Genomic DNA, 23,524 nt, shown 5'->3' with positions numbered 1-23,524 from the left:
CCCACCGACCCTGGACGATCAGTTGTAAGTGGCGGCGTACCGTTCGGCCGACGCGTCCAGAGCGTCCAAGGCCAGCGCGAGCGAGCCGAGCGGACCGGCCGCGTCCCCTAGACCCGGGGCTACGAGCAGCGTTTCTAGCTGTGCCGCGATCTCGTCGGCGCCGGCGTAGCCGCCCATCCGCAGCTCCAGCCGGCTGCGGATCATCGGGATGAGGAACGGACGCCTGGAGGGAACGCCGCCCCCCAGGAGAATGCGCTCGGGCACCACCGTCAGGAGCATGTTGTGCATCATCGTCGCCAACGCGTCCGCGACCGCTCCCCAGACCGGATGGTCGTCCGCGACGGCGTCGCCCGACATGCCGGTGCGCCTCTCGATCGCCGGCCCCGAGACCAGACCCTCGACGCAGTCTCCGTGGAAGGAACATGCGCCCTCCCAGTCGTCACCGGGCTCTCGCCTCACTAGCATGTGTCCCGCCTCGGGGTGGCCGAGCCCGTGAACCGTCCGCCCGCCGACGACGATGCCGGCGCCGACCCCCGTCCCTACGGTGACGTAGGTCCAGCTCGAAAGCCCCTGGGCGGCCCCCCATCGACCTTCGGCGAGCGCTGCCGCATTCACGTCCGTATCGGCCATGGTCGGAACGTCGTAGCGTCGCGTCAGCCGCTGGACGACGTCAGCGCCGTGCCATCCGGGTTTGGTCGTCTTTCCGATGTGGCCGAAGTCTGCGGACGCCCGGTTCAGCTCGATCGGCCCAAAGCTGCCTATGCCGAGCGCCCGGACGTTATGCGTCCGCATCCAGCCATCGAGCGCGTTCTCGATGCCGGCGAGCGTCGAGGCGGGATCGCGCGTCAGGAGCCGTCTGGTTTCCAAGACGTCGTCATAGCCTCGAGCCAGCGTGCAGATGATCTTTGTGCCACCAAGTTCGATTCCGACGATGCAGCCCTTGCCGTCCGCGTCTTCGGTCGCTCCAGGTCGAAGCGTCTTGGCGTAGGTCTCCATCATCGTACCGCCACGCTCGAAGGCGTCACGTTCCATCCGCTCAGACGGACGCTGACCGGACCGTGCGCGCAGCTCGTCGGATATCTCACGTCGATGACCCGTTCCTCGCCCGGCAGGAGGGAGACGTAGTTGTCGGTGAAGTATGCTGGCAGGACCTGCTTTCCGGCCGCGTCGAAGAGGGTGGCCTTCGCTTCGATGATCGGCGTCTGGGAGGCGTTGCGAAGCGTGATCGTGGCCGCCGTCTCGCTCCCGTCGACCTTCGCGCTGGCCGACGCGGCGAGGCCGGCCTTCGGCATCCGCGTCATGCTCTGGAGATCCGACGGCTGACGGCCCTCCCAGTAAAAGTTGCGGGACAGGCTCACGCCCTGCGCATCCGTCGCTTCTAGGCTCACCAGCGTCACGGGATTGGCCTTCAGCGTCTTCGGCGCGATCGTCATAGCCTCCGAGACGCCTTCTCGCGCCGCATCAAGCCGAACCGAGCGATCCACGACGGTCCGGCCCTCGAGATTGGTCATCCGCACGCGAACCTTCAGCCCGCCCAGCGGCGCGCGTGTGTTGTTGACCACCACGATTTTGTGATCCGGCAGGTTCATCTGCACGTGGACCGGCTCGGAAGCCTTCTGGACCGCGTAGTATGAGGCCTGCGTGTCGTAGTCCGAACTGAAGATGTTCCATGCGCTGGAAGGCCAGGCCGGCTGCGTCATCCACAGCATGCGTGCGCTGTTGGTTTTCCAGAGCCACAGCGTTGAATCCTTCGAAAATCGCACGGTAGGAGTCGTACTGCAGAAGCTGCGCCTTGCCGCTGAAGTCCTCGAGGCTGGTCGGTTCGCCGAAGCGGACGCGCATCGCGTCCATGTAGGTCTTCACCGATCCACCCCGGTCCTGATGCCAGTCGTGGTAGGCCCACGCGTCGCTGATCGGCCAGAGGTCCTCCTTCGGGATCGCTCGCTTCCAGCTTTCGAGGGTCGGGAACGAGGGCGTGCCGAGCTCTACCGCGAAGCCCTTCGCGTGCTCGGTGAAGTAGGTCTCGGGTTCGCGCCAGTCGTAGGGCCCACTGCCGGCGAGGTTCACGTTGTTGGATGAGCCCATGTAAAGGCGCGTGCCGTCCTCCTTCTCGATCAGCGACTGCAGGGCGACATTGAGCGACGGCTGCGGAACGCCCTCGTTCCGGCCGATCCACGCCACGATGGACGGATGGTTCCGATACCGGGCGACGACGTCCTGCGCGTTGTCCATGAACAGCGGCACGTCGTCGACCTGCTGGTTGTAGTCCTGCGTCGACTCCCAGAAGTCGTTCAGGACCATTAGCCCATACTCGTCCGCGAGATCGAAGAAGACGTCTTCGGTGTTCTGGCCGACCCAGTTCCGGATGATATTCATGTTGCCGTCACGATGAAGCCGGAAGAACGGCTCTAGCCGATCGCGCTCGATGCGCTTCATAAAGTCGTCCATGCCGATGTTCCCGCCCCGAGCGGCGATGCGGACGCCGTTCACCCGGATGACGAGATGCGGCGCCAGCTCCCCCTCGCCGTCGATCCGCGTGACGGCGGGCGACGTGATCGCACCCGGCGCCAAGGACGCTGCCCAGCCGCCCTTCACCTTGCGAATCCCCTCGTGGGTCCCGTCGACGACGTGCTGACCAAGCGATCTGGCTCGGGAGAGGTCAATGCCGACCCGACGGAGCTCGCCGGCATCGTCCATAAGCGACATGTCGTAGGTGACCTGTCGGATGCCGAAGCGCGTCGTGTGTTCGTCCGAGCGTCGTCCCGCGATCGATGTCTCGATACGAAGGTCGTGGAGGTTGGGCTTGCCGTAGCCGTTGGGCCACCAGAGCTTTGGGTTCCTGACGGAGAGCGGAGGGAACTCCGCGGGCATGAACGAGACGACAATTTTCTGCCGCGGAGCGAGCCGGACGGATCGACTGACGGCGACGTCGTCAAAGCTTGCGCGCACGACGGTTTCGACGGGCTGATCCGTGAGGTTCTCTACCGGCACGCGAATCTCGACGTCGGCGACGCTGTTGTCGGATTTCGGAAGCGTCGTGACGATCTGCGGATCGCCGATCCTCGCCGCGCTGACCTGCTCGATCAGCACGGGCTGCCATATCCCAATGTTCCGATCCCGGATCGAGGGGATCCAGTCCCATCCCTCGGCCGCGACGAATGTGGGACCGTCGAGGACGAGCATGCCGCCGTTCTCGCCGGCGCCGGCCTTCAGGGACTCTTCCTGAGCGATGCCGGGGTGGGGCGGGGGAAGGATCTTCACGGCCACCGCGGCGACGGTGCCGGCCGGGGCCACCTTTGATATGTCGAACCGGCCGCGGACGAACGCGCCCTTCAGGTCGCCGACCAGCCGTCCGTTGACCCAGATCTCCGCCGCGTAGTTGATCCCCTTGAACGTGAGGAACGTGTTCGTCGCGGCTTCTCCCGCCGGCACGCGGAACTGCGTGCGATACCAGTAGGCCTGACGGCTGAGCTTCTCGGGAATGGCCATGTTGTTCAGACCGTAGGCGGGATCCGGATAGACGCCGCGATCAACCAAGGTCGTCAAGACGGTCCCCGGGACCGTGGCGACGCGCCAGCCGCTGACGTCGTATCCGGCCCGCGACAGGACCGCCCCCGGGTCGCGGACGTCCGGCGTGGCCACGAGCCGCCAGCCGTTCACCGTCCAGCGGCCGTCCGCGCCGCTCGCTAGAACCGGCAGATCCGGTATCGGCTTCGCGATCGGAGCCGAGAATGGAGCGCCCGACTTTGGCAGCGTGTCGGCGGACTGCGGCGTCTCCTGACCGATCTGCTGCTTCTTCTGCACTGGCCAAGTCGGACTGTTCGTCGTGAAGCCGACGAGATCCGCATCGGGAACCCGACCGGCCTCGGACGCGATCGACGCCACGGGGACTGCGGACCGGTCCAGTCGAAGATCCGCCATGCGGCCTGCGAACGCCTGATCGCCGGACCGGCGCGGCGCGACGGTCATCGCCCCCCTGGCGGCCAAGCCGTCGAGGCGACGCGTCCGCCCCGCGCTCCTTCCGTTGACGTAGAGGACCATGCCATCGGCATTGTTTCTCACCGCTAAATGGGTCCATCGCCCGACCGGCATCGTAGCGTCGGCGGCGATCCTCGTCGCGCCCGCGATGACGGTCGGACGTCCCTTGACCAAGTTCAAGGCGAACTGCACCGTCCCCTGATCGGCTACCGCCACTAGCGACGAGTCACCTGCCGAAGCGTCCTTGGGCCAGACCCAGCCGCTGAGCGTGAAGTCCCCGGCCCGGTCGGTCGCGTCCGGGGACGTCATCGGGAACGTGACGCTGTCGCCGCCGCGCGCGATATCGATGTTGATCGGACGGCCAAGCGCGGCCAATGGCTCGTTAGCCGACACTTGCCATCCGCTCAGCGCAGTTGCCGCAAGCGCTACCGCCAAATACTTCATGCTTCCTCCCTCGGGCGTCAGAACCATTTGCCGCCTCCTTGTTCCGGGGCAGCCATGATCGATCGTCGCCGACCGGCATAGCAGCCATCGCAATTTATTCAATCAAATTGAATAAGTCTTGAGCTCGATGGCATGGTGTGTTCCTCTGCACCCCTAAGACAGGGCTTGGACACCGGTCGATACAGGAGAGGACCCGACGCCGCGCCAACCGCGGCGATCGTCCCATCTTGTCCGATCGACAAAGGGACGACATACAATGCGAACGGGAACACATCTCACCGTGATCCGGCTGCTGGCTGGATCGGCCATCGTCATGATTCTTCCTGCCGCCGCCACGGCGCATCAGGTCGGGACGCCTCTCGTGCAGGAGGACGTCGCTCAGGACATCGTCGTGACAAGCGTCGGCCTATGCGAACTGGTCACGAACGATCGTAGCCGAGAGCCTTTATCCCGCGCACCCTTGGCCGCTGTCCCGCCGGATGGCGTAGCGTTGGGGCAACGCGTGGAACGGACATGAACGCCGGCGCTGGTCACGGCCACCGAACGGCGACTTGGTAAAAACCGGGCAGCCGACAAAGCGATGTTGAGCCGGGGTGGGCGCATTCCAGGCCTCCTAGATCAAGACCGGTTCCGGAGCACGGCGAGCGACGCCGCACTCACAAGACGTCGACGCGTTCCAATGGGCCTAAGCGGCGCCAAAAAAGACAAATTAGCCCCGCCGAAATTATATTCAATCAAATTGAATAAGTATTGCAACTTATCCTGAAAGCTGCTTTTGGAGCCGGACCAAGAGGGCTTGGAAAGAGCCGAGTGGGGAGGAGCATGAGACGACGCCGCAGCGCCGTGCGTGTTTCAATCCCCCTGGTCAGGACGAGGGGATGAAAGAAGTGCTTAGAGTGACATCGCTACGATCGATTCTGTTCACGGCAAGCTCCGTGGTCGCGCTTCTCGGCGCCCAGTCCGCGACGGCGCAGCAGACCACGTCCGACGGCCCGGCAGCCGCCGCGCCGGACGCAAGCACGCCGCCGGTGCAGGAGGCTGTCTCTAAAGAACAGGACATCGTCGTCACCGGCGTCCGTGGCGCGCAGCAGAAGGCGATCAACGTCAAGCGCCAGGCGTCGCAGATCGTTGATTCGATCGCCGCCGAAGATATCGGCAAGCTGCCCGACGTGACCATTGCGGACTCGCTCCAGCGCGTCACCGGAGTGCAGATTACGCGTTCTGCCGGTCAGGGCGCTTCAGTCAACATCCGCGGCCTCGCCAACGTCCTTACGACGCTGAACGGCGAGCAGTTTCTTGGCGCTTCGAACATCACCGGCGCGCAGCCGAACCTCACGGACATCCCGTCCACCCTCTTCGCCGGCGTGGACGTCATCAAATCGCCGACGGCCAGCGATCTCACCGGCGGCAACTCGGGCATCATCGCGCTCAAGACCCGGCGCCCCTTCGACCTTCACAAAGGGCTGACCGCCACGGGCGCGGTTCAGGACACCTATGGCAGCGGAACGAAGGACTGGAGCCAGAACGCCTCGGCCCTGGTCGCCTACAACGGCAGCCGCATCGGCTTTCTGGTCGCCGGCTCGTATGACAACGAGATCCTGAGCAACAAGAACCCGCGCGTCACTAACGGGATCCTGAAGACGACCGACGCGCAGGCCGGCTTCGATGTCCGCAAGGACGGCGACATCACGAACAGCACCAAGCTCGCCGACAAGGACTACTTCTACAACCCGGTCGCGCTCGAGTTCGACAACGGGCAGACGCAGCGCGAGCGCATCGGCGCCAACGCTTCGGTGCAATACGACGTTACGGATTCCATCCAGCTCATCGGCGACGTCGCCTACACCCGCTTCCGCAACAGGAACTCGGGCAACACGGCCGTGCTGCACGGCAACTTCTCGAACGACAGCTATCTTTCGTCGTCGATCATCGACAGCAACGGCGTCGTCCAGTTCGCCGACCTGAACCTGTCGCGGTTCCAGGTCCACACGCTGAACGCTTACAGCAAGGCTCGCTCGATCAACACGAACCTCGAGGCCCGCTTCAAGAACGACGGACCGTTCAGCGCGACGCTGCGCTACGTGCACGGGGATTCTCGCAACGACTCGACCCAGACCGACATCGACTCCTGGGCTACCCGGGCAGGCGTCGTTCCCCGTTCGCTTCCTACCAGCTGCGCCGGGACCACGATCCCGGCCAACTGTAGCTACGCCAATCCGGGCGGTCTCGCGGCCGTCCGCGCAACGGTGGACTGGCGTGGATCCGAACCGTCGGTGAACTTCCTCACGGACGTGACGAACCCGGCCAACTACTCCCTGACCTCGACCTGGTCGCAGGGCTCGAAGCAGAAGGCCACGCTCGACGTCTACCGTGCGGACGCTCAGTACGACACCGATCTGGGTCCGCTAAAGAACATCCGCATCGGTGGCCGGTATGGCACCCGCGAAGCAGGCAACGATGCCTTTCGCTACCTGTCCCCGATCGGGCCAGCTGGGCATCTCTACTTCTACAAGGATCCTTTGATCGTCGACACGGTTGGCTACAGCGTGGTCCCGATCCGCAAGTTCAATGATCTTCCAGGGCTCGTGGCCTCTGCGGGCGGCTTCAGCCCGATCACCGGCATCCCGAACGTCCCCGGGATCGCGCCGAACGCTCTAAATGACGTCAACGCCTACAACGCCCTGCTCTTTCCGGGCACCAAAGCCTACCTCGATCCCCAGAACAGCTACCGGGTCACTCAGCGGCAGGCCAGCGCCTATGCCGAAGCCAACTTCGACGGCTCGCTGGGCTCGCTCGAATTCACCGGAAACGCGGGCGTCCGCTATGTGAAGACCAAGCTCGGGATCTTCTCCTTCCCGACGAACGGCCAGTTCATCGGCGATCTGTCGTTCAACGGCGTCGCCATCGCGACGGGGACAACCAGGTCCAACAACGACAGCGACGACTTTCTGCCCGACGCTAACCTCAGCCTGCACGTGCGCCCGGATATGTATCTCCGGTTCGCCTACGCCAAGACGCTCGGCCAGCTCGACCTCTCGCAGTTCGGCCGTGGTCTGGCATCTTCTTATGCGGTGAACGGAACGCGGACCTATCAAGGGGTGGCGCTCGATCCAAGCCTCCAGCGCTACAGCTCCGGATCTGCGGGCAACCCCAATCTTAGACTGCCGCGATCGGCCAACTACAACGTTTCCTACGAGTGGTACTTCAACCGGAGCAGCCTCCTCTCGGTCGCGGCCTTCTGGTTCGACGTGAAGAGCTTCCTTCAGACGAACACGCTGATCGAGGCGCAGCCGGATGCCGACGGCGTCGTCCGCGAAGGCGGTCCGGTCACGCGACCGGTCAACGGTAAGGGCGGATCCATCAAGGGCGTCGAAGTCGGCTTCCAAACAGTCTTCAACTTTCTCCCTGGCGCGCTCAGCGGCTTCGGCGGCCAGTTGAACTACACCTACTCGGACAGCGGCAGCTCCAACGTCGATCTCTTTGGCAAGTCGTTGCCGGTGCCGGACAACTCGAAGCATCAGGCGAACGCCGTGCTGTTCTATCAGAAGGGCCCGGTCCAGGGTCGAGTGGCATACAACTACCGCAGCAAGCGCTTCGGCGGTTTCGTATCCGCGGCGGACGACAACCTGGCGGTCTGGAACCGCGCGACCGGCTATCTTGACGCGTCGGCGAGCTACGACGTCACGCCGAAGTTCACCATGTTCGTCCAGGGCTCGAACCTGACCAAGGAGCACGAGGAGCAATACGCCCAGTTCAAGAACTTCTGGTATGGCTCGAACATTTTCGAACGACGTCTGACGTTCGGCGTCCGCATCCGCAACTAGTCTTTCCCCCCCGGTACCCTCGGCTGGTCACTCCTCCCGCCCCTCCCGACCAGCCATCAACAGGGTTTCCTGCGGCCGCAGCGACATATCGCTGCGGCCGCATTTTTGTTCGCGCGGCCGGCCCCGTTTGGTGCAATATAGATGAATGGATGATAGCGGTACCGATACGATGACGGGGACGACTCCCAAGGACGACGGCATGAGGGGCAACGACCGACAGCCCCGATTGACGGTAGGTCTGTCTGGAAGCAACCTGGTCCGCGTCAGCGATTTCAACCAGCGCGTGGTCCTGCAGGCCATCCGCGTGGGGGGAGGCGAGGTCTCTAGGTCGGAACTCGCGGCCGCGACCGGACTGACGTTCCCGACTATCGCCAACATCACGCGCCGCCTCATCGAGGACGGTCTCGTCCACGAGACCGCCCGCATCAAAGGTCCGCGAGGGAGCCCGGCGTCGCGGCTCGCGATCGATCCCGACGGCTGCTTTTCGTTAGGGGTAAACATCGATCGGGATCATGTCGCTGTCGTGATCCTTGACCTCGCGGGGGGCGTTCGCGCGCGATCCGTCAAGGAGGTCGATTTCCCTAGCCCCGAGATGGTCGTTGACTACGTGCAGGATTGGTACGCCGAGACGACGGACGCATTGAAGCTGGACCGCGAACGCTTCATCGGCATCGGTCTTGCGATACCTGACGATATTGGAACGATCGCGCTGCCCAAGATGCCTGAGGCATACAGCGTCTGGACAACGACGAACGTCTCACTCCTACTTCAAGACGGACTGGGGCTGCCCGTCTTCCGCGACAACGACGCTGCAGCGGCGGCAATCGGGGAAGCGCAGTTCGGCAACGGACGGCAGTTCACCGACTTCTTCTACGTGTTGATCAGCGCCGGACTGGGCGGTGCTGTTGTTGTGGATAACGAGTATGTGCGCGGCGGAAACGGGCGAGCAGGTGAACTCGGACTGCTTCCGGCGGACTTCAACCATCCCGCAGGGCCGACCGTCCAAGACTGCGTGTCTTTGTCTGAACTCAGGCTCAGACTGGAGAAAGCCGGATATGCAGGTAGCGTGGCGGAACTTCGCGCAGGCGTCGAACGTCACAATCCGGTCGTTCGCGCTTGGTCCCTATCGGCGGCAAAAACGCTCACCCTTCCCATCATGACGGTGAACGCCCTACTTAATCCGACCGCGATCTTCATTGGCGCGCGACTGCCGTCGTGTCTGCTGGACAGCATCATACTCGAACTGAACCGTAACATCGCAGCGCTTGGAAGCGCGGTCCCAAATATGGCTTTGATTCAAAGAGCGAGTCATGACGAGGACGCTGTCGCAATTGGCGCAGCCATCCTGCCGTTCATCGCCCATACGCTGCCGTCACACGCAGCGCTCATGAAGATCATCAGCTGACGCCATGCTGCGAATGTTTGAGTTACGACATAGCGGGGTGGTAGAAATCCAACGTCAACATCACGGACTGCAGGAATAGTGCCGCGTCGTAGCGTGGCCCTTGCCTCTCAGGAACGAATGCTACGCACTTGCCTCATGCCTTCGTAGCGCGCATCTACCTCCTCCAACAAGGCAAGGATCGTCTCCCGTCCAGTATAGAGGACGTGAGGATCATGCCGCCCCTAGACAAAGATGATTCCGACCTTCGAGTCCGCGATGTGCTTTAGGCTGTCAACCGACCGGCCGTCGTCGAGCGTGCCCGAATGGACGTCGGTGGTGCAGAGCAGGCGGCCGAAGACATTTGAAGATCGAGTGCAGCTACGCCAACTTCGTCGGCATGACATTGATCGAGCGAGCGGCAACCGACAAGGCATCGGCCGCGGCCAGCTGGACCGACTACGAGCGGAAAAGCACGAGAGATAAAGTCAAAGTCATCCAAAAGATGACTGGCGCGGAAATCAACTGGAACAAGCGGCGGCCCTATGCAACCATCGGCGAATTAAACGAGCTTCGAAACATGTTCGCCCATCCTAAGCCACACAAGCCAAAGGTGCGGGAGTGGGAAGCAGTCGGCACAGTTGGTGAAATTCGGAAGCAATTACGCGACTACCGTCCCGAGTACGAAGAACGGCTCACATGGGAATTTTTGTACGCGTGCCTATGACGACGTAGTGGCGATCTGGCAGCACCTCCTTGAGGTGGCAAAGGTCAATCCCTTCGACGCACTGAGCAGAGGATCACAGGGGTTCGAGCTGCTCGCCTGGGTGGATGAGAATGGCAGGGAAACGAAGGCTTAGGCTGGATGCGGCGTCAGGGCACCTATCGAGATGAGTGACGCTCACGCGTGATCCGAGGATCCTCATATAGATCACGTAGCGCACGGAGCCGAAACGCATTCCACCAGCGTTGCCAGCGATGTTCGGCCGCATCGTGGATCATGTGGCAGCGTTGGCACAGCGCACGGAGGTTTCCGGGGGCGCTGTTGCCCGGATCATGATCGAGGTGCGCGCATGCCAAGACGACATAGGTCATCCGGACGCTCGCGAGAGTGAACCCGGCCATCATCGAGACGCGCTTGCCCTGGTCCGATCGCCAGCACGACGTATCAGCGTCCCACCAGCGACCATCGCCGAGATGTGCGACCCGCCGAAGGTGCGGTCGACGACATTGCTCGCAGCGCCTGCCAGCACGCTCGAACCGGATCGTCCCTGACAGCTGCTGCCAGTCGATCGGGTAGAGCCAGCGATTTTCGGCGCGGATCGGCATCCCATTTCTATGAGTCACAACGCCGACCATGGAAAGCAGAATTTCACGCTTTGTCGCTGCTTCGTAGTGCGTGCGTTCCACCCTGAAACAACGAACCGAGACGATCGGGCTTGCAATGTTGGATTTGGTAACGGAACATAAAGGGAACGAGTAGAGTCTAGAACACGATGTCCGCCCTTGATTCCTTCGCGCCCAGCATAGCACGATCTTTCCCGTTTTCCGTTGCCGATTGGCCATTACCGGAAAGAGCGATTGGGAACAGAATTTGGGAAAGTCAAAACCCGCAGGCGTCCGTCAGCGCGATCGAGGCGGCGAGGTTCCGACCCGCGTTCCTTTTGAGAAGGCGTTGACCTTTCCGCAAATCTTATTTTTGCAAGTGGAGCGGCCGATGCCATCGGCTCATTGCATAGCTAAAAATGCCGTATTATCAGAGCAATACGGTCGGTTCAAAATTGAAGCCGCCGACATTGAGGATGCTGAATGTCAGGACGACTTTGCCCCAATTTTACGGTCATGCGCGCTTTTATTGTAATGAGCTTGATCCTGTGTGCCCATGCCGCGAACGCTGCGCCACAGGCTTCGCAACCGACATTTATGGAGCGCCTGACATCGGCGGAGCAGCCGCTGCAATTGACAGGGATAGCGCTGAGTGGTCCCGGTGAAGCGGTGTTGAGCAGTGCCGTCAACAAGGCTCGGTACGTTCTTATCGGCGAGGACCATCTGTCGAGGGAGATACCGCGGTTTACGACCGCACTCTGCCAGATGATGGCACCGCAAGGGTTGCAGGCACTTGCTGTCGAGATCGGTCCCGAGGCGGCGCGGATCGTCAACGATAATCTTCGCCGCCCCGATCGAATTGATCGCCTATCGCGTTATATGGCTGCACATCCCGATGCGATAGCGTTCCAGAACGGCCGTGATGAAAGCGACATGGCCGCTGCATGCGCTAGGTCAGCCGGTCCGGCGTTTTCGGTTTGGGGGCTCGACCAAGAGTTTTTCGGAGCGGCAGGTAGTCTGTTTGAGGCAATGATTGCGGCCAAGCCGGGGCCGATTGCGAAGGCCGCAATCGAGAGGTTGATGGCTCAAGATCGCGTCGACACCGCCGCGGCGCTGGTATCGGGCTCACCCAATCAGCTTTTGATTTACTGTATGACGGACGCGCAAGTCGCACAGACGCGCGCCGCGATCGTGCAGGACGGTGGTCCTCGCGTCCGGCAGTTGTTTGATGGACTAGCCGAAACCCGCGCTATATTTCTTGCGTCGGCAACTGGCGAGGGAGACCCGAACGGACAGCGTGCGCGTCTGATGAAACGGACGCTTGCCGGATATTTTGCTGCCAAACCGACGAACACCGGCCGCATCCTTTTCAAGTTCGGCGACAATCACATGGGCAAGGGCTTTAGCGCTCTTGGGCAACGGGATCTGGGCAACTTCGTAGCGGAACGAGCGGAAGGCGAAGGGACCGCATCGCTTCACATGGTGGTTTTGGGCGGCAGAGGTGTCCATGCCTTTTACAACGGTGTCGGCCGACAAGCGCGACAAGAGCCCTTCGTCATGAGCGATGACAAGGACTATGCGTGGGCAGGTGATGTGCTGGCGTCACGTCCAAAATCAGCCTCAGCGGAAGATTGGCTGGTTGTGGATTTGCGTAAGCTGCGCGATGGCCCGTCAGGCGACATGACTGCGCAGTGGCGTGAGCTCATCCGACGGTACGATATCCTTGTTATGGCTCCGGGACTGACGCCATCCATGCTGGTCGGCACCCGCTGACCAACACGCGATCAATGAATCAACTAATTCTCAGGAGGCCAACCCTTTCGGGATAGGCCGCAGCATCAGGAGACGTCTGCTAACGCCGTCTCCCGCCCCACTAGCGGACGGGCCGCTTTCCTTCCCTATCACGACATTCGCGAGCGGATAGCCGGGCTTCAAAATTGGTCATTCGCAAGATGAACCAGCGTCCGAAATTGGGAAGCGAGGGAAGGGGCGTGAACGTCCAGTTCTGGGTCGAGCCGGAACGGTAGCTACCGACTAGGTGGCGACGTTCTCCTATCGGCGGCGAACCACCGACAAGCAGAGTCTGCTGTCCCCGCTGTCAAAATTGGCTGATCCGCAACTTGACTATCTAGGCCGTCCAGCGGCGAGATCGCAAGTCCTCGAAGTGGCCGTTTGTTCCTGCAGTGCTTTCGCCTATGCTTCGGCGTCGCATGCGTCGTTGGCCTGCACGTGCCCTTCCTCGAAGTTGCGCGCATATAATAATCCCTCTGCTACCGTTTCAACTGGTTTGGGTACAATGCGCCCGAAATCGCTCTAGTTGGCCTAGAAAGCAGCGGATCACGAAGTGGCGGCAGCGGGCGGGCTGACCGGCGCACTCAATTCGATCAGTAGATGCTGACGAGTTCGTGCATGTTGCGCAACGGCTGGCTCTCAAACTCTGCCGCGGTCACTATTAGGGGGTCGATCGGGACACCAATGAGCTGCTCGAGTTCGAGCAACGCTGTTCTGATGGCGCGGGACGTTGAGAGCAACCCGGAATCCGCTCCGCTGGTGACAACGATGAGAATGTCGACGTCACAGTATTTCCCGTTCCGGAAGAAGGAACCGAAGCCCCAGACGCTTTCTACGCGTTCGAACGTCTCGAGCCGGGCCCGGATCGCGGCCTTAATCGCGCTTGACGTAGTTCCAGAAGTCATTGCGGTGGAGCGCCCCAGACATTTCCTTTGTGTTGAATAGGCCGATCTCGGCCTCCAAGCAGTGCCGCTTGGCATCGCCAGTGTAGCTGTTCCACATTCCCCCGACGTAGATCAGGTTCACCCCGGGAAACTCCTCGCAGACCTCGAAGACCTTGGCGATGCTGCAGGTGTATTCGTCGAGACAGACGATCCGGACGGGCCCGCCTCGACCGCGTTCGACGTCGAACTGAATATCGTTTGTCCGTGTCACGGCTATTACGTTGGGGTGCCCGGTCAGCATTCTGTTGAGCCAGGATATCTGCGCGAAGGTGACGCCATGGGCGTTCGATCCGTTAGTCATGCCTGTACTTCTCGACACCCTCGGCGAATGACGCCGGGAATAGTTCGTAATGGTCTAGTCGCTCGTATTGGTGCTGCTCGTAACCCGCGGCGTGATCGCGGAAGAGAAGGACGGCTTTCCTCATGTCCGCCGGCACCAGCTCGGCGTTCGCGTCGAGCGCGGCGACGATCTTCCTGTTATTCGGCAAGATCGTGTCAAGCCGGCGGGCGAGCCAAATTGCATAAGCCGATGATGAGGGATCGCGCACGGCAACCGCCGACCTTGGCCCGTATTGCTCGAAATAGTGGTGATTTTCTACAAGCAGCGCCGAGATGAACTCCATCAGCTCCTTGGTCGATTTCATCCTCTGCGACTCCGCCCAGCTATCGACCCACCTCTCGTGTTCCGATTTCCAGCCCAGCAGCATGTCGACGGGGAAGTCGCAGGGCGCCTTGTCCACCTTCGTATGGCAGGTAGGACAGAGCAACACCAGGTTCTCGTACGTGTCCGGGCCGCCTACACCGTCGCCGCGCGGACCAGCAGCCTGACGAGCGACGATGTGCGCCATCTCGCCGGTCAGATAACTCTCGCCCGTCTCGCTGGTTATGGCGACGCGTGAACGGCAGTCCGGGTTGCTACAGTAGCCGCCCGCCAGCCCCCACAGCTGCTTAATGTCCTTCTCTGCAATCGCCACCCGGTTCTCCTGCTATCCGTGCAGTCGGATACTATCGGACGATTGCCGTCAAACGTCGAGCGATCTGATTCACCCACGCCGTTGATCCAGAGTGTGTGCCGAGCGAGCCCATCCATACTTTTAAGCTAGGGTGTTTCGCCGCGCTCGCGTTAACGAACGACCGATAATCCTATCACCGTCATCTTCGGCGCCGTGGAGCCTGCGTATGGCCGAAGCTGCGCGATAAGCGGTCAATCGCCCGACAAGCTACGAAAGTCCGCAAAGTCCCAAACTTCGCCGTCAGCCGCGATTGTTTGGCCCGATGGAAAGGCAACGCGTGGCACATGAACCGATGTCCGCTTTGCGAAGGTCGTAATCGACCGAGAATGGCGGGGATTTGGTCATCGCGGCGAAGGCGAGGGCGGCAGCTCTCGCCCAAACTAGGGACGCTCAGGTGAGGAAATCGAGCTCCCGAAAGCCATTCACTCAGCGTCACCGATTCCCGATTCCAGCTCGTTTACGGTAGCGGAATCGTCCCTCTACGTCGCCTTGTTGACCACCTTGTGCTTTCACGCAGAGATCTGTTCCGCGGACAGCTGTGTCATTCGCTCATCAAAGTCGGCCGCGATATCGGCCAGCGACACATCGGCCAGACGACGAAGTAGCAGCAGCTCTGCTTCGTGCAGTGCGCTTTCCAATGAACCGTTGACGGCCTGCTCTACAAGACACGTCGGTGTGGGATCGGCGGGACCTAGCGCGAAGATGCGGTTCTCGCCCAGCGCGCGATGAACATCGAGCATGGTCATGCCGTTGAGGCCCGCGTCAGTGACCATGCGGTCAGCGATGGCTTCACGATCGACCTGTCGGGTGGTAGCGAGCACCGGGCAAGACGCCTGATTTTAGCGACAGGTGTCTCAGATACCTTGCCGTCGATCCCGGGCATGAGCGAGCGTTGGGGTGAAACCGTGCTCCACTGTCCTTATTGCCATGGTTACGAGGTGCGTGACGTGTCGCTGGGCGTGATTGCGGCTCAGCCGATGTCAGCGCACCAGGCGCTGCTCATCCCCGATTGGGGGCCGACCACCTATTTTACGCAAGGCCAGTTTGAGCCGGAGACGGCTGAACTGGACGCCTTCGCCGCACGCGGCATTATCGTCGAGCGGACGCCTGTAGTGGAGCTGATCGGCGATGCGCCGGCGCTGGACGGCGTGCGCCTCGCAGATGGCCGCTTCGTAGAGGTGGCAGCGGTGTTTACCGCACCCCAGACGAAACCGTCTTCCCCGCTCGCCGAGATGTTGGGCTGCGCGCACGAGGACGGGCCGACTGGCCCATACGTCAAGGTCGATCAATGGGGCGCGACGTCGGTGCCGGGCGTATGGGCGGCCGGCGATGCGGCCACCCTGATGCACAACGCAACACTCGCCTCTGCGACCGGTGTGCTGGCAGGCATCGGCGTTCACCAGGCTTCCGTTCGGGCAAAGGCAGCCTGAACAGCGCCGCCCGGCCGAGCCGCGCCACTCGGCCGGGAAGACACATGACTTCAACCTACCGTATGAGCGGTGATGGTGTAGCCAAAAGGATCGCGGAACGCGAAATAGCGTCCGAACGGCCCATCCTTCGGCGCAAAAGCGATCGGCGTGCCGCGTTCGACCAGTTGTTGATGCAGCGCGTCGGCATCGTCGCAGCCGAACCAGAGGGCTACGCCTTCACCAAGCGTATCGGTGTTCCGCAGCTCTGCGATCGGCGACCGCACCGCGAACGAGACCGGGCCGGTGTCGAACACGACGGCACCCGGTGGGCTGTGCGGCGCGAGCTTCAGCCCAACAACCTCGTTGTAGAAGGCGCGTGCCGCATCGAGGTCGTGCGTCTGGATGCTGATGAAGTCCGGTCCGATAAGATGGGCCATAGTTCGCTTTCCTCTTGTCGCGTGGTCGTGTATCAGTGCCCTTATAACAACATCAGGGCACTGACATGTCAAGCAATCAAAAAGCACCTTTTGAAATGGATGACCCATTCGCCACCATCGGGTTCGCTCTGAAGCTAGCGCAGCAAGCGCTACGGACCCATATGGACGGTGCTCTTCAACAGATCGGTCTGACGACGCCGCAATATGCGGTGCTGAACTTCCTTCGGACCGAGCCTGGTGCTTCCAACGCCGAACTGGCGCGGCGTTCCTTCGTCACGCCCCAGACGATGCAGGGGATCGTGGTCGCGCTGGAGCGTTCGGGTTTCGTCGTCCGGGCACCGCATGCCAAGCATGGTCGTGTTCAAACGACCGAGCTGACCGATCAAGGCCGCACTGTACTGGCGGCCGCATCGACGATCGTCGCCGGAGCGGAAGCTCGCTTGCGCGCGGCGTCGGCCCCGCTCGATCCGCAAGCGGTCACCGCTACCCTGCTGAGGCTGGCAGAAGCGCTACGGTGAACGGGCTATCACTTAGGGGCGCCGTGATCTGATCGTACCGCAGAGGCGCCTGTCAGGCTGAAATAAGAGACCGGATGCGCTCCGCCACGGCAGGATCGACGGGGTTGTACACGATCATCCCCAGGTCGGGTCGGCCATCGACCGCGAAACCCGAATACTCCATCTCGATGAGGCCGAGTTCGGAGTGACGCAGGCGCTTCGCACCTTCGCCGTGGAAGCGGACATCGTTGTCGGCCCACAGTGCCGCGAACTCCGGGCTGGTCCCGCACAGCTCGGCGACCAATTCACCGATCTCCGCAACAGCGCCTGCGCGCGCGGCGTCCGCGCGAAAAGCGCCGACGACGAAGCGTGCCGTGCTCTCCCAATCCTCCTGCGACCCGCGGATGCGATCGTTGCGAAAAACAAGGCGCAGGATGTTGCGTTCGTGGAGCGGCAGTTGGCTGTAGTCGGTCAGCACCAGGGCCGCTGCCTTGTTCCACGCGACGACGTCCCACGTTGCCGTCTTGATGATGGCGGGGCAGCTCAGCATCGTGTCCAGCAAGCGCTGCAGGCGGGGCGTGACGCTGTCTGCCGCCTTGTAGCGAACCTCCGGTGGGTGACCCAGTGCGAGCATGAACAGATGCTCGCGTTCGGCTTCGGTCAGCATCAGTCCGTTGGCAATGCGGTTCAGCACATCGGGAGAAGGCGCGCCGCCCCGCCCTTGCTCGAGCCAGGTGTACCAAGTCGGGCTAATGTTACTGCGCTGCGCTACCTCCTCACGACGAAGACCCGGCGTACGGCGCCGCTGCGCCGGATAACCGAGTGCAGCCGGATCAAGCCGGCTACGGCGATCGCGTAGATACAGGCCCAATCGGTTCTCGGTTACAGTCGCCACATCACATCCTGTCAGCGATCATAATAGGATCACGTCACTACTTTTACCCGCTTAGCCGTGTCCCGACAAAGGCTGCATCTGCAATGGAGAACGTCAGATGCGTATTTTCGTCACGGGCGCAACCGGGTTCATCGGTTCGCATGTCGTTTCTAAACTGATCGGTGCCGGGCATCAGGTCCTTGGTCTGGCACGATCCGATGCTGCGGCTGACGCATTGATCGCGGCCGGGGCCGAAGCGCACTGCGGCGATATCGAGGATCTCGACAGCCTCCGGTCGGGCGCAGCGCTCGCCGACGGCATCATCCACACCGCGTTCGACCATGACTTCTCAAAGTTCGTGGAAAATTGCGAGAAGGACCGCCGCGCTATCGAAGCACTCGGGACCAGTTTCGTTGGCACGTCGAAGCCGCTCGTCATCACGTCCAGCACCGTGATGGGATCGGCCGCGCCTGGCGAACGAGCGTCGGAGGATGTGTTCAACAGCGCCGGCCCAAACCCGCGCGTGGCGTCGGAGCTAGCGGGGCAGGCGCTGCTCGATCGCGGCGTCCATGTCATCACCATACGCAACTCTCAGATCCATGATGCCCGGAAACAAGGTCTGGTGAGCGACGTGCTCGCGCTCGCCCGCAACAGGGGCATTTCTGCCTATATTGGGGAGAGTGCTAACGCTTGGTCAGCCGCTCATATCTCCGATACCGCCCTCCTTTACCGCTTGGCACTGGAAAAGAATGAGGCGGGGGCCCGCTATCACGGCACCGAAGAAAGCGCGATCAGCTTCCGCGATATCGCCGAGGCGATTGGCAAGCATTTTGGTCTGCCGGTACGTTCGCTGAGCACCGATGAAGCAAGCGATCACTTCGGTTGGCTGGGGGCTTTCGTCTCCAAGGACATGTCGGCCGCTAACGCTCTCACCCGCCAGCGCCTCAGTTGGAATCCTCAAGGACCGACTCTGCTTGAGGACCTACGCGCGATGACTGCTTAGGTCATTGTCGCGAGATGAACGAATGGCAGAAGTTGGGGAGCCGAAAGAAAGTCTGGAATGACCGCAAATGGGTCACGGACGCGCGGCAGCTCGCGACCAAAGTCAGTCGTTCGCTACACCTTCGGTGAACGTCCGGTCCTATCGAAAGCGGCCGATTAGGTTGGCCAAAGCGGGTGAACAGCCGCCACGCCACCTCCGGGTGCCGAAAAGGCGCGGCAAACTTCCGAAAACCGACTTCGTTGTTGGCCATATATCCCGACAAAGATTAGCGGCCTGACAGACGCTTGACCTGCCCTAGTCCTGCTCCAGCAAAATAGCCTCAGCCGTCTGGAATCGCTCCGGATGCTGCTGTCATTCCTCCCGCACGCGGTTCAGCCAAGTGTCGTAGCTTTCGCCTGCACCGAAGAGTGGCGCTCGCTGCTAATGCGCTGAAGTTGGTTCGCCGCAGGCTCATCGCCGGTGTCTTGCTAAACCAGTCTACCGCTTGGCGGATCAGTGACTGGATCATGGCGTTCATCGCGGATCTGCAGTCGATTGCTAAAAATCGAGGCTTTCTAACGGCCATGAAACGGTAGATTACTCAATTTGATATAGGCAACCCTGTAGGCGCTACAGCTAATTTTTTGCAGTACCGTAAGAATGTCGCAGTGGTTGAACCATCGCGACATCCTTGCCCGCAATATTTGCGGGCTGCGTTCGTCAACAAGGGAGAGTCGTTATGAAAAATTTTGTAATCCTCGCATCCGCTGCAACTGCAGCATGCCTCGCCAGTGCGCCGGCCTTTGCCGAAAGCCTGACCGTTCAGGGCGTCGTCGCCCCCTATTGCAACGTCGCGTTGAGCAACGTGTCCAGTGGCACCGCCTCGATCGCCATGGCGAACCAGCAAACCGTCGCCAACTTGCGGTTGTCCTGCAATTCCGCATCCGGCACCAAGCTGATCGTCGGATCGACCAACGGGGATCTCACGCAGGTGGTCGGCGGCGTCACGCAGCGGATCAATTATGATCTCATCCTCGATTCCCCCAGCGACAGCGCTTTCGCGATCGCCGCGCACGACACCTTCCCGGGGAGCGGGCAGGAAAACGTCAACCAGTTCACCCGGTCGCGCACCGGCTATACCCAGGGGATCGCCAACGGGATTCCGCTGGTCCTGTCGCTCAACATGAACGTCGCGGCGGATACCAACAACACCCCGACGTCGCAGAACTTCTCCGCGAACGCTGCACCCGCGGGCACCTACACGGAGACGTTCACCTTCACGGCAACTTCGGTCTGATTGGCTGATCGAACTGGCGGGAGCGCGGGGGCGCTCCTGCCTTTGTCTCGTCGTGTACAGGGGAATGATCGTGACCACAGCTTTCGTACGGGGGTTCGCGACGCTGCTCGGTGTAGCAATGCCGGTCGCCAGCGTCGCGCAAGGATATCAGGTCCAGCCGATGCTCGCGACAATCGCGCCGGCCGGTGCCAAGGCGCATCTGACGATGGCGATCAAGAATTCCGGGTCGGTGCCGATCACGCTTGAACTGACTGCCTTCCGGGCCACTGCCGACCGCGCGGGAACGCCGACTCGCGTGGACGAGGATAAGGACATGCTAGTGTATCCGGCGCAAACCTCGATCGCGCCGGGCAAGGAACAGACCGTGCAGGTTCGTTACATCGGGGATGCCGCGTTGACCGAAGCGCGGATGTACGGTGTCCGGGTGTCGCAATTGCCGGTCGCCGCGCCGGGGGCCATGCTGGCGAAAGGCGCGTCCGGTGCCGCCTCAGACGTGAAGGTCAGCTTCAACTTCCTCAGCCACATCATCGTTTCGCCCGACGCCGCCAAGCCGGTGATTACCGTCGTGGATACCGGACGCGCGGCCAATGGCGACCTGTTGCTCAAGATCGACAACGAAGGCACCGGCATCGCGATCCTCAACGCCACCGATGTCAAGCTGACCGATACCGCTGGCAAGACCGTAACGGTCGTGTCGGACGATCTCCAGGTCGGCGGCTTTTCAGCGTTTATGCCGCGCCAGTCGCGGGATGCCCGCGTTCTTGCCAAGAATCTGACCGGCCTCGTCGGTACGATCAAACCGACCATCACCGTCCAGTGAGCCATGACATTCGCGGGGGGGTGTCGACACCCGGTCCAGCTTGCGGCGGCGCCGGTCATTTGCGCCGCCCTCATCGCCGCCTTTCCCGCCGGTGCCCTCACGCGCGATACGACCGCAGCCGAACCCCAGGCGAACGGCGCACCCAACGCGGCCTCGGCACTCGGCCGGATCGCGCCGGTCCGCATTCCGCTGGAAGTGTCGCTCAAGGTCAATGACAAGTTCCTCGGCACGATCAGTATCGCGGTCGATCCGAAAGGCGACGGCGAGATCGACGCGGCGCGGTTGCTGGCGTTGCTCAAGCCGGTCGTCGGCGCTGAACTGATTGCGGCGCTTACGGCGAGGATAGCGGGACGTACAAAGGCCGATTTCGCCGATCTGCGCATCGATGGCTTCGCCATCGCGTTCGACAGTCTCGCGCTCGAAGTCGTCGGTACGCTCGCCGCGGATGCGACCTTGCCAGCGACCTTGCGGCTGGGGGCGCAGCAGGCGGTTCCCGTTCCCACCGACTTCGATCGCCCCGCCGGTTTTGCTGCAGGCGTCAACGTCGGCATCGGGCAACGGTATGTCTACGGACGGGGCGGCGGGCTGCAACCGGTACGCGCGGACGTCGACGGGATCGTCAACGCCGGCGGGTTCGACGGTGTGACGTTTACCGGTGGCGCGACGTTCGACGGGGATCGCTGGCGCCGCCGCGAGTTTCGGGCGACGCACGACCTGTTCGACCATGCCGTGCGCGCGACCGTCGGGGAGTTCACCCCGAGTTCGACGTCGTTCCAGGGTTCGGGACGGATCCTTGGTATCGGCGTGGAACGCGCCTACTCCACGATCCGCCCGTTCCAGAATACCCGCCCGATCGGCCGGCAGCAATTCACGCTCGATCGCGAATCGAGCGTCGACGTGCTGGTCAACCAGGTCCGCGTGCAGACCATCCGGCTTGCGCCCGGGCGCTATGATATCGGCGACTTTCCGTTCGCCAACGGGCCGAACCAGGTCCAGCTCGTGGTCGAGGATATTGGCGGAAAGCGCGAGATCCTCAACTTCGACGTGTTCAACACGAACACCCTGATCAATCCCGGGTTGACCGAATACGGCTTTGCCCTTGGCGTGCGGGACCGTGGTCAGCTTCGCTACGGCCTTTCGCCGGCGCTGACGGCCTATGCGTTCCACGGCGTGTCCGACACCTTGACCCTCGGCACCAATGCCCAGGCGACCACGCTGGGCGTGCAGGTCGGCGGCGTCGCGGTCCTCGGCACGCGAATCGGGTTCGTTCAAGTGGAAACATCCGCAAGCAAGGCGCGACAGGGGGGCGGAACGGGTTTTGCCGCATCGCTCGATTACCGCGGGGAATTCTCGCTCCGCACCAAGAGTGACCTGCGGATCGCCGGGTCGGCGGTGTACCGCAGCGCCGCCTTCCGCGATGCGTTCGCGCGCGACGTGCAGAATTTTCAGGCCTTGGAGGCAGGCCTGCAAGTACAATGGATCGCACCGTTCGCGATCAGCACCGGCGTGGGCCTGGGCTATAGCATGGCACGCTACGGCGGCGCCGACAGCTACCGCGTCGATCTGTCGCTGGGGCGGAGCTTCGGACGATTGGGCGCCAACGTGACGGGGGCCCGCGTAGTGTTCCGCGACGGACGCCGCGCCGACAGCCGGGTCGCACTCGGCGTCTCGCTGCGGTTGGGCCGACGCGATTATGCCACCGTCCGCTACGACAGCGGCACCGGTCGAAAGGAAGTCGAACTTAGCCGCACCCCCGAGGGACGGCTCGACGAGCTCAGCGGCGCCATCCGCTATACGCAGGACCAGGACGCGACTGCGGTGTCGGGCCGACTCGCCTACGTCAACAATCGCTTCGATCTCGTCCTCAACCATAACCGGCTCGAACGGAAGGGTCCGAGCGGCGGCACCGTTAACGCGTCCGACTGGAATATCCGCAGCTTCGTCGGCTTTGCGGACGGCAGTTTCGGGGTCGGGCGGGCAGCGAGCGAAGGATTCATCATCGCACCGGTCCACCGGACGTTGCGGGGATCGCGCGCGGCGATCTTCTCGGGCGACCGGGTGGTTGCACGGTCGGGGCTGTTCGGACCGGCCGTCATCCCGATCGGGCGGGCTTACGGAGTTGGGCGCTACGACCTTCGCGTCGATCCGCTCCCGATCGGGTATGATCTTGGTCAGGCGACGATCAACGTCTTCCCGGGATATGGCACAGGATATCGCTTCCCGATCGGTAGCGATGAATCGCTAATCGCGGTCGGCTTCCTGATCGGGCCGGACGGGCCGGTCGCACTTGCCGCGGGCAGCATTGAGCCGGTCGACCCGGTGCGGCGCAAGACCTGGAAGGAGCGCAGCTTCTTCACCAATCGTGGCGGCAGGTTCGTCGCCGACCGGCTCGCGCCGGGCAGCTATCGGCTGCTGGTCGACGGAAAAGCAGTCGCCGCGTTCGAGATTCGCAAGGGTACACAGGGGATGGTCGATGTCGGCAAGCTCATCGTTCGTTAAACGCGTCG

General features: G+C 62.3%; 21 protein-coding genes. 11 read left to right on the top strand and 10 right to left on the bottom strand.

What is annotated here, in order from left to right; translation table 11 throughout:
* Window positions 1-18: 18 nt before the first annotated feature.
* Genes ABIC16_RS20320 through ABIC16_RS20310 form a run of 3 tightly spaced genes read right to left on the bottom strand, consistent with a single transcriptional unit; the run spans window position 19 to window position 4,449 of the window.
* Window positions 19-999 carry an ROK family protein gene (locus ABIC16_RS20320; RefSeq protein WP_354292706.1) on the bottom strand — a complete coding sequence of 327 codons (981 nt, stop codon included), beginning with the start codon at window positions 997-999 and terminating at the stop codon, window positions 19-21.
* Window positions 996-1,511, bottom strand: coding sequence for a hypothetical protein (locus ABIC16_RS20315; protein WP_354292705.1), 516 nt, complete (start codon window positions 1,509-1,511; stop codon window positions 996-998). The genes ABIC16_RS20320 and ABIC16_RS20315 overlap by 4 nt, the downstream gene beginning before the upstream one ends.
* Window positions 1,462-4,449, bottom strand: coding sequence for a glycosyl hydrolase 2 galactose-binding domain-containing protein (locus ABIC16_RS20310; RefSeq protein WP_354292703.1), 2,988 nt, complete (start codon window positions 4,447-4,449; stop codon window positions 1,462-1,464). Before ABIC16_RS20310 ends, ABIC16_RS20315 begins: the two co-directional genes overlap by 50 nt.
* Window positions 4,450-5,300: 851 nt before the next feature.
* Between ABIC16_RS20310 and ABIC16_RS20305 the strand changes: the two genes are divergently transcribed.
* From ABIC16_RS20305 to ABIC16_RS20295, 3 genes are all read left to right on the top strand, one after another.
* Window positions 5,301-8,246: a TonB-dependent receptor gene (locus tag ABIC16_RS20305; RefSeq protein ID WP_354292701.1), complete on the top strand. Its 2,946-nt coding sequence runs from the start codon at window positions 5,301-5,303 to the stop codon at window positions 8,244-8,246.
* 169 nt (window positions 8,247-8,415) lie between these two features.
* Complete coding sequence (locus ABIC16_RS20300; protein WP_354292699.1) at window positions 8,416-9,651, top strand: ROK family transcriptional regulator; 1,236 nt, start codon at window positions 8,416-8,418, stop codon at window positions 9,649-9,651.
* A gap of 340 nt (window positions 9,652-9,991) precedes the next feature.
* The gene (locus ABIC16_RS20295) at window positions 9,992-10,354 is read left to right on the top strand and encodes a hypothetical protein (protein ID WP_354292697.1); all 363 of its coding nucleotides are present in this window, start codon (window positions 9,992-9,994) and stop codon (window positions 10,352-10,354) included.
* A gap of 155 nt (window positions 10,355-10,509) precedes the next feature.
* On the opposite strand, the gene ABIC16_RS20290 is transcribed toward ABIC16_RS20295, so the two are convergent.
* Entirely contained in the window at window positions 10,510-10,956 is a 447-nt protein-coding gene (locus ABIC16_RS20290) for a hypothetical protein (protein WP_354292695.1), read from the bottom strand.
* Between the two features lie 229 nt (window positions 10,957-11,185).
* On the opposite strand from ABIC16_RS20290, the gene ABIC16_RS20285 reads away from it, so the two are divergent.
* Both ABIC16_RS20285 and ABIC16_RS20280 read left to right on the top strand, forming a co-directional pair.
* The gene (locus tag ABIC16_RS20285; RefSeq protein ID WP_354292694.1) at window positions 11,186-11,488 is read left to right on the top strand and encodes a hypothetical protein; all 303 of its coding nucleotides are present in this window, start codon (window positions 11,186-11,188) and stop codon (window positions 11,486-11,488) included.
* Window positions 11,488-12,726, top strand: a complete 1,239-nt coding sequence (locus ABIC16_RS20280) for a hypothetical protein (RefSeq protein WP_354292692.1) — start codon at window positions 11,488-11,490, stop codon at window positions 12,724-12,726. Before ABIC16_RS20285 ends, ABIC16_RS20280 begins: the two co-directional genes overlap by 1 nt.
* A 611-nt stretch (window positions 12,727-13,337) precedes the next feature.
* Here ABIC16_RS20280 and ABIC16_RS20275 read toward each other — a convergent pair.
* The 4 genes from ABIC16_RS20275 to ABIC16_RS20260 all read right to left on the bottom strand — a co-directional run bounded on the left by ABIC16_RS20275 (window position 13,338) and on the right by ABIC16_RS20260 (window position 15,447).
* Window positions 13,338-13,649, bottom strand: a complete 312-nt coding sequence (locus ABIC16_RS20275; protein ID WP_354292690.1) for a nucleotidyltransferase domain-containing protein — start codon at window positions 13,647-13,649, stop codon at window positions 13,338-13,340.
* Window positions 13,618-13,989 (bottom strand): hypothetical protein, encoded by a 372-nt coding sequence (locus ABIC16_RS20270; RefSeq protein WP_354292688.1) that lies wholly within the window; start codon window positions 13,987-13,989, stop codon window positions 13,618-13,620. Before ABIC16_RS20270 ends, ABIC16_RS20275 begins: the two co-directional genes overlap by 32 nt.
* Complete coding sequence (locus ABIC16_RS20265) at window positions 13,982-14,662, bottom strand: HNH endonuclease (RefSeq protein ID WP_354292686.1); 681 nt, start codon at window positions 14,660-14,662, stop codon at window positions 13,982-13,984. The genes ABIC16_RS20270 and ABIC16_RS20265 overlap by 8 nt, the downstream gene beginning before the upstream one ends.
* Before the next feature lie 548 nt (window positions 14,663-15,210).
* Window positions 15,211-15,447 carry a hypothetical protein gene (locus ABIC16_RS20260; protein WP_354292685.1) on the bottom strand — a complete coding sequence of 79 codons (237 nt, stop codon included), beginning with the start codon at window positions 15,445-15,447 and terminating at the stop codon, window positions 15,211-15,213.
* On the opposite strand from ABIC16_RS20260, the gene ABIC16_RS20255 reads away from it, so the two are divergent.
* The gene (locus ABIC16_RS20255; protein ID WP_354292683.1) at window positions 15,427-16,131 is read left to right on the top strand and encodes an NAD(P)/FAD-dependent oxidoreductase; all 705 of its coding nucleotides are present in this window, start codon (window positions 15,427-15,429) and stop codon (window positions 16,129-16,131) included. The two genes, ABIC16_RS20260 and ABIC16_RS20255, sit on opposite strands and share 21 nt — an antisense overlap.
* A gap of 50 nt (window positions 16,132-16,181) precedes the next feature.
* On the opposite strand, the gene ABIC16_RS20250 is transcribed toward ABIC16_RS20255, so the two are convergent.
* Window positions 16,182-16,547 carry a VOC family protein gene (locus ABIC16_RS20250; RefSeq protein WP_354292681.1) on the bottom strand — a complete coding sequence of 122 codons (366 nt, stop codon included), beginning with the start codon at window positions 16,545-16,547 and terminating at the stop codon, window positions 16,182-16,184.
* Window positions 16,548-16,642: 95 nt separating this feature from the next.
* Between ABIC16_RS20250 and ABIC16_RS20245 the strand changes: the two genes are divergently transcribed.
* Window positions 16,643-17,065 carry a MarR family winged helix-turn-helix transcriptional regulator gene (locus ABIC16_RS20245; protein ID WP_354292679.1) on the top strand — a complete coding sequence of 141 codons (423 nt, stop codon included), beginning with the start codon at window positions 16,643-16,645 and terminating at the stop codon, window positions 17,063-17,065.
* A gap of 52 nt (window positions 17,066-17,117) precedes the next feature.
* Here the strand turns inward: ABIC16_RS20245 and ABIC16_RS20240 are convergent, their stop codons facing one another.
* Window positions 17,118-17,939 carry a helix-turn-helix transcriptional regulator gene (locus ABIC16_RS20240; RefSeq protein WP_055875531.1) on the bottom strand — a complete coding sequence of 274 codons (822 nt, stop codon included), beginning with the start codon at window positions 17,937-17,939 and terminating at the stop codon, window positions 17,118-17,120.
* Window positions 17,940-18,036: 97 nt separating this feature from the next.
* Here ABIC16_RS20240 and ABIC16_RS20235 point away from each other — a divergent pair, with 97 nt between their 5' ends.
* The 4 genes from ABIC16_RS20235 to ABIC16_RS20220 all read left to right on the top strand — a co-directional run bounded on the left by ABIC16_RS20235 (window position 18,037) and on the right by ABIC16_RS20220 (window position 23,516).
* Window positions 18,037-18,921, top strand: a complete 885-nt coding sequence (locus ABIC16_RS20235; protein WP_354292677.1) for an SDR family oxidoreductase — start codon at window positions 18,037-18,039, stop codon at window positions 18,919-18,921.
* A gap of 718 nt (window positions 18,922-19,639) precedes the next feature.
* On the top strand, window positions 19,640-20,197 hold the full coding sequence (locus ABIC16_RS20230) for a hypothetical protein (RefSeq protein WP_354292675.1): 558 nt from the start codon (window positions 19,640-19,642) through the stop codon (window positions 20,195-20,197).
* A gap of 70 nt (window positions 20,198-20,267) precedes the next feature.
* Window positions 20,268-21,017 carry a fimbrial biogenesis chaperone gene (locus ABIC16_RS20225; RefSeq protein WP_354292673.1) on the top strand — a complete coding sequence of 250 codons (750 nt, stop codon included), beginning with the start codon at window positions 20,268-20,270 and terminating at the stop codon, window positions 21,015-21,017.
* A 3-nt stretch (window positions 21,018-21,020) separates the two neighbouring features.
* Entirely contained in the window at window positions 21,021-23,516 is a 2,496-nt protein-coding gene (locus tag ABIC16_RS20220) for a fimbria/pilus outer membrane usher protein (protein ID WP_354292671.1), read from the top strand.
* The last annotated feature ends 8 nt before the right edge of the window (window positions 23,517-23,524 follow it).

Source organism: Sphingomonas sp. PvP055 (assembly GCF_040546365.1).
In the GTDB taxonomy this organism is placed as follows: domain Bacteria; phylum Pseudomonadota; class Alphaproteobacteria; order Sphingomonadales; family Sphingomonadaceae; genus Sphingomonas; species Sphingomonas echinoides_A.
This window is presented reverse-complemented; position numbering and strand designations above follow the sequence as displayed.

Excerpts from the sequence above, each read along its gene's own strand:
- ABIC16_RS20320 (WP_354292706.1), bottom strand. The coding sequence starts at position 999 with ATGATGGAGACCTACGCCAAGACGCTTCGACCTGGAGCGACCGAAGAC.
- ABIC16_RS20315 (WP_354292705.1), bottom strand. The coding sequence starts at position 1,511 with ATGACCAATCTCGAGGGCCGGACCGTCGTGGATCGCTCGGTTCGGCTT.
- ABIC16_RS20310 (WP_354292703.1), bottom strand. The coding sequence starts at position 4,449 with ATGGTTCTGACGCCCGAGGGAGGAAGCATGAAGTATTTGGCGGTAGCG.
- ABIC16_RS20305 (WP_354292701.1), top strand. The coding sequence starts at position 5,301 with ATGAAAGAAGTGCTTAGAGTGACATCGCTACGATCGATTCTGTTCACG.
- ABIC16_RS20300 (WP_354292699.1), top strand. The coding sequence starts at position 8,416 with ATGACGGGGACGACTCCCAAGGACGACGGCATGAGGGGCAACGACCGA.
- ABIC16_RS20290 (WP_354292695.1), bottom strand. The coding sequence starts at position 10,956 with ATGCCGATCCGCGCCGAAAATCGCTGGCTCTACCCGATCGACTGGCAG.
- ABIC16_RS20280 (WP_354292692.1), top strand. The coding sequence starts at position 11,488 with ATGAGCTTGATCCTGTGTGCCCATGCCGCGAACGCTGCGCCACAGGCT.
- ABIC16_RS20275 (WP_354292690.1), bottom strand. The coding sequence starts at position 13,649 with ATGACTTCTGGAACTACGTCAAGCGCGATTAAGGCCGCGATCCGGGCC.
- ABIC16_RS20270 (WP_354292688.1), bottom strand. The coding sequence starts at position 13,989 with ATGACTAACGGATCGAACGCCCATGGCGTCACCTTCGCGCAGATATCC.
- ABIC16_RS20255 (WP_354292683.1), top strand. The coding sequence starts at position 15,427 with ATGAACATCGAGCATGGTCATGCCGTTGAGGCCCGCGTCAGTGACCAT.
- ABIC16_RS20260 (WP_354292685.1), bottom strand. The coding sequence starts at position 15,447 with ATGACCATGCTCGATGTTCATCGCGCGCTGGGCGAGAACCGCATCTTC.
- ABIC16_RS20250 (WP_354292681.1), bottom strand. The coding sequence starts at position 16,547 with ATGGCCCATCTTATCGGACCGGACTTCATCAGCATCCAGACGCACGAC.
- ABIC16_RS20245 (WP_354292679.1), top strand. The coding sequence starts at position 16,643 with ATGGATGACCCATTCGCCACCATCGGGTTCGCTCTGAAGCTAGCGCAG.
- ABIC16_RS20235 (WP_354292677.1), top strand. The coding sequence starts at position 18,037 with ATGCGTATTTTCGTCACGGGCGCAACCGGGTTCATCGGTTCGCATGTC.
- ABIC16_RS20230 (WP_354292675.1), top strand. The coding sequence starts at position 19,640 with ATGAAAAATTTTGTAATCCTCGCATCCGCTGCAACTGCAGCATGCCTC.
- ABIC16_RS20220 (WP_354292671.1), top strand. The coding sequence starts at position 21,021 with ATGACATTCGCGGGGGGGTGTCGACACCCGGTCCAGCTTGCGGCGGCG.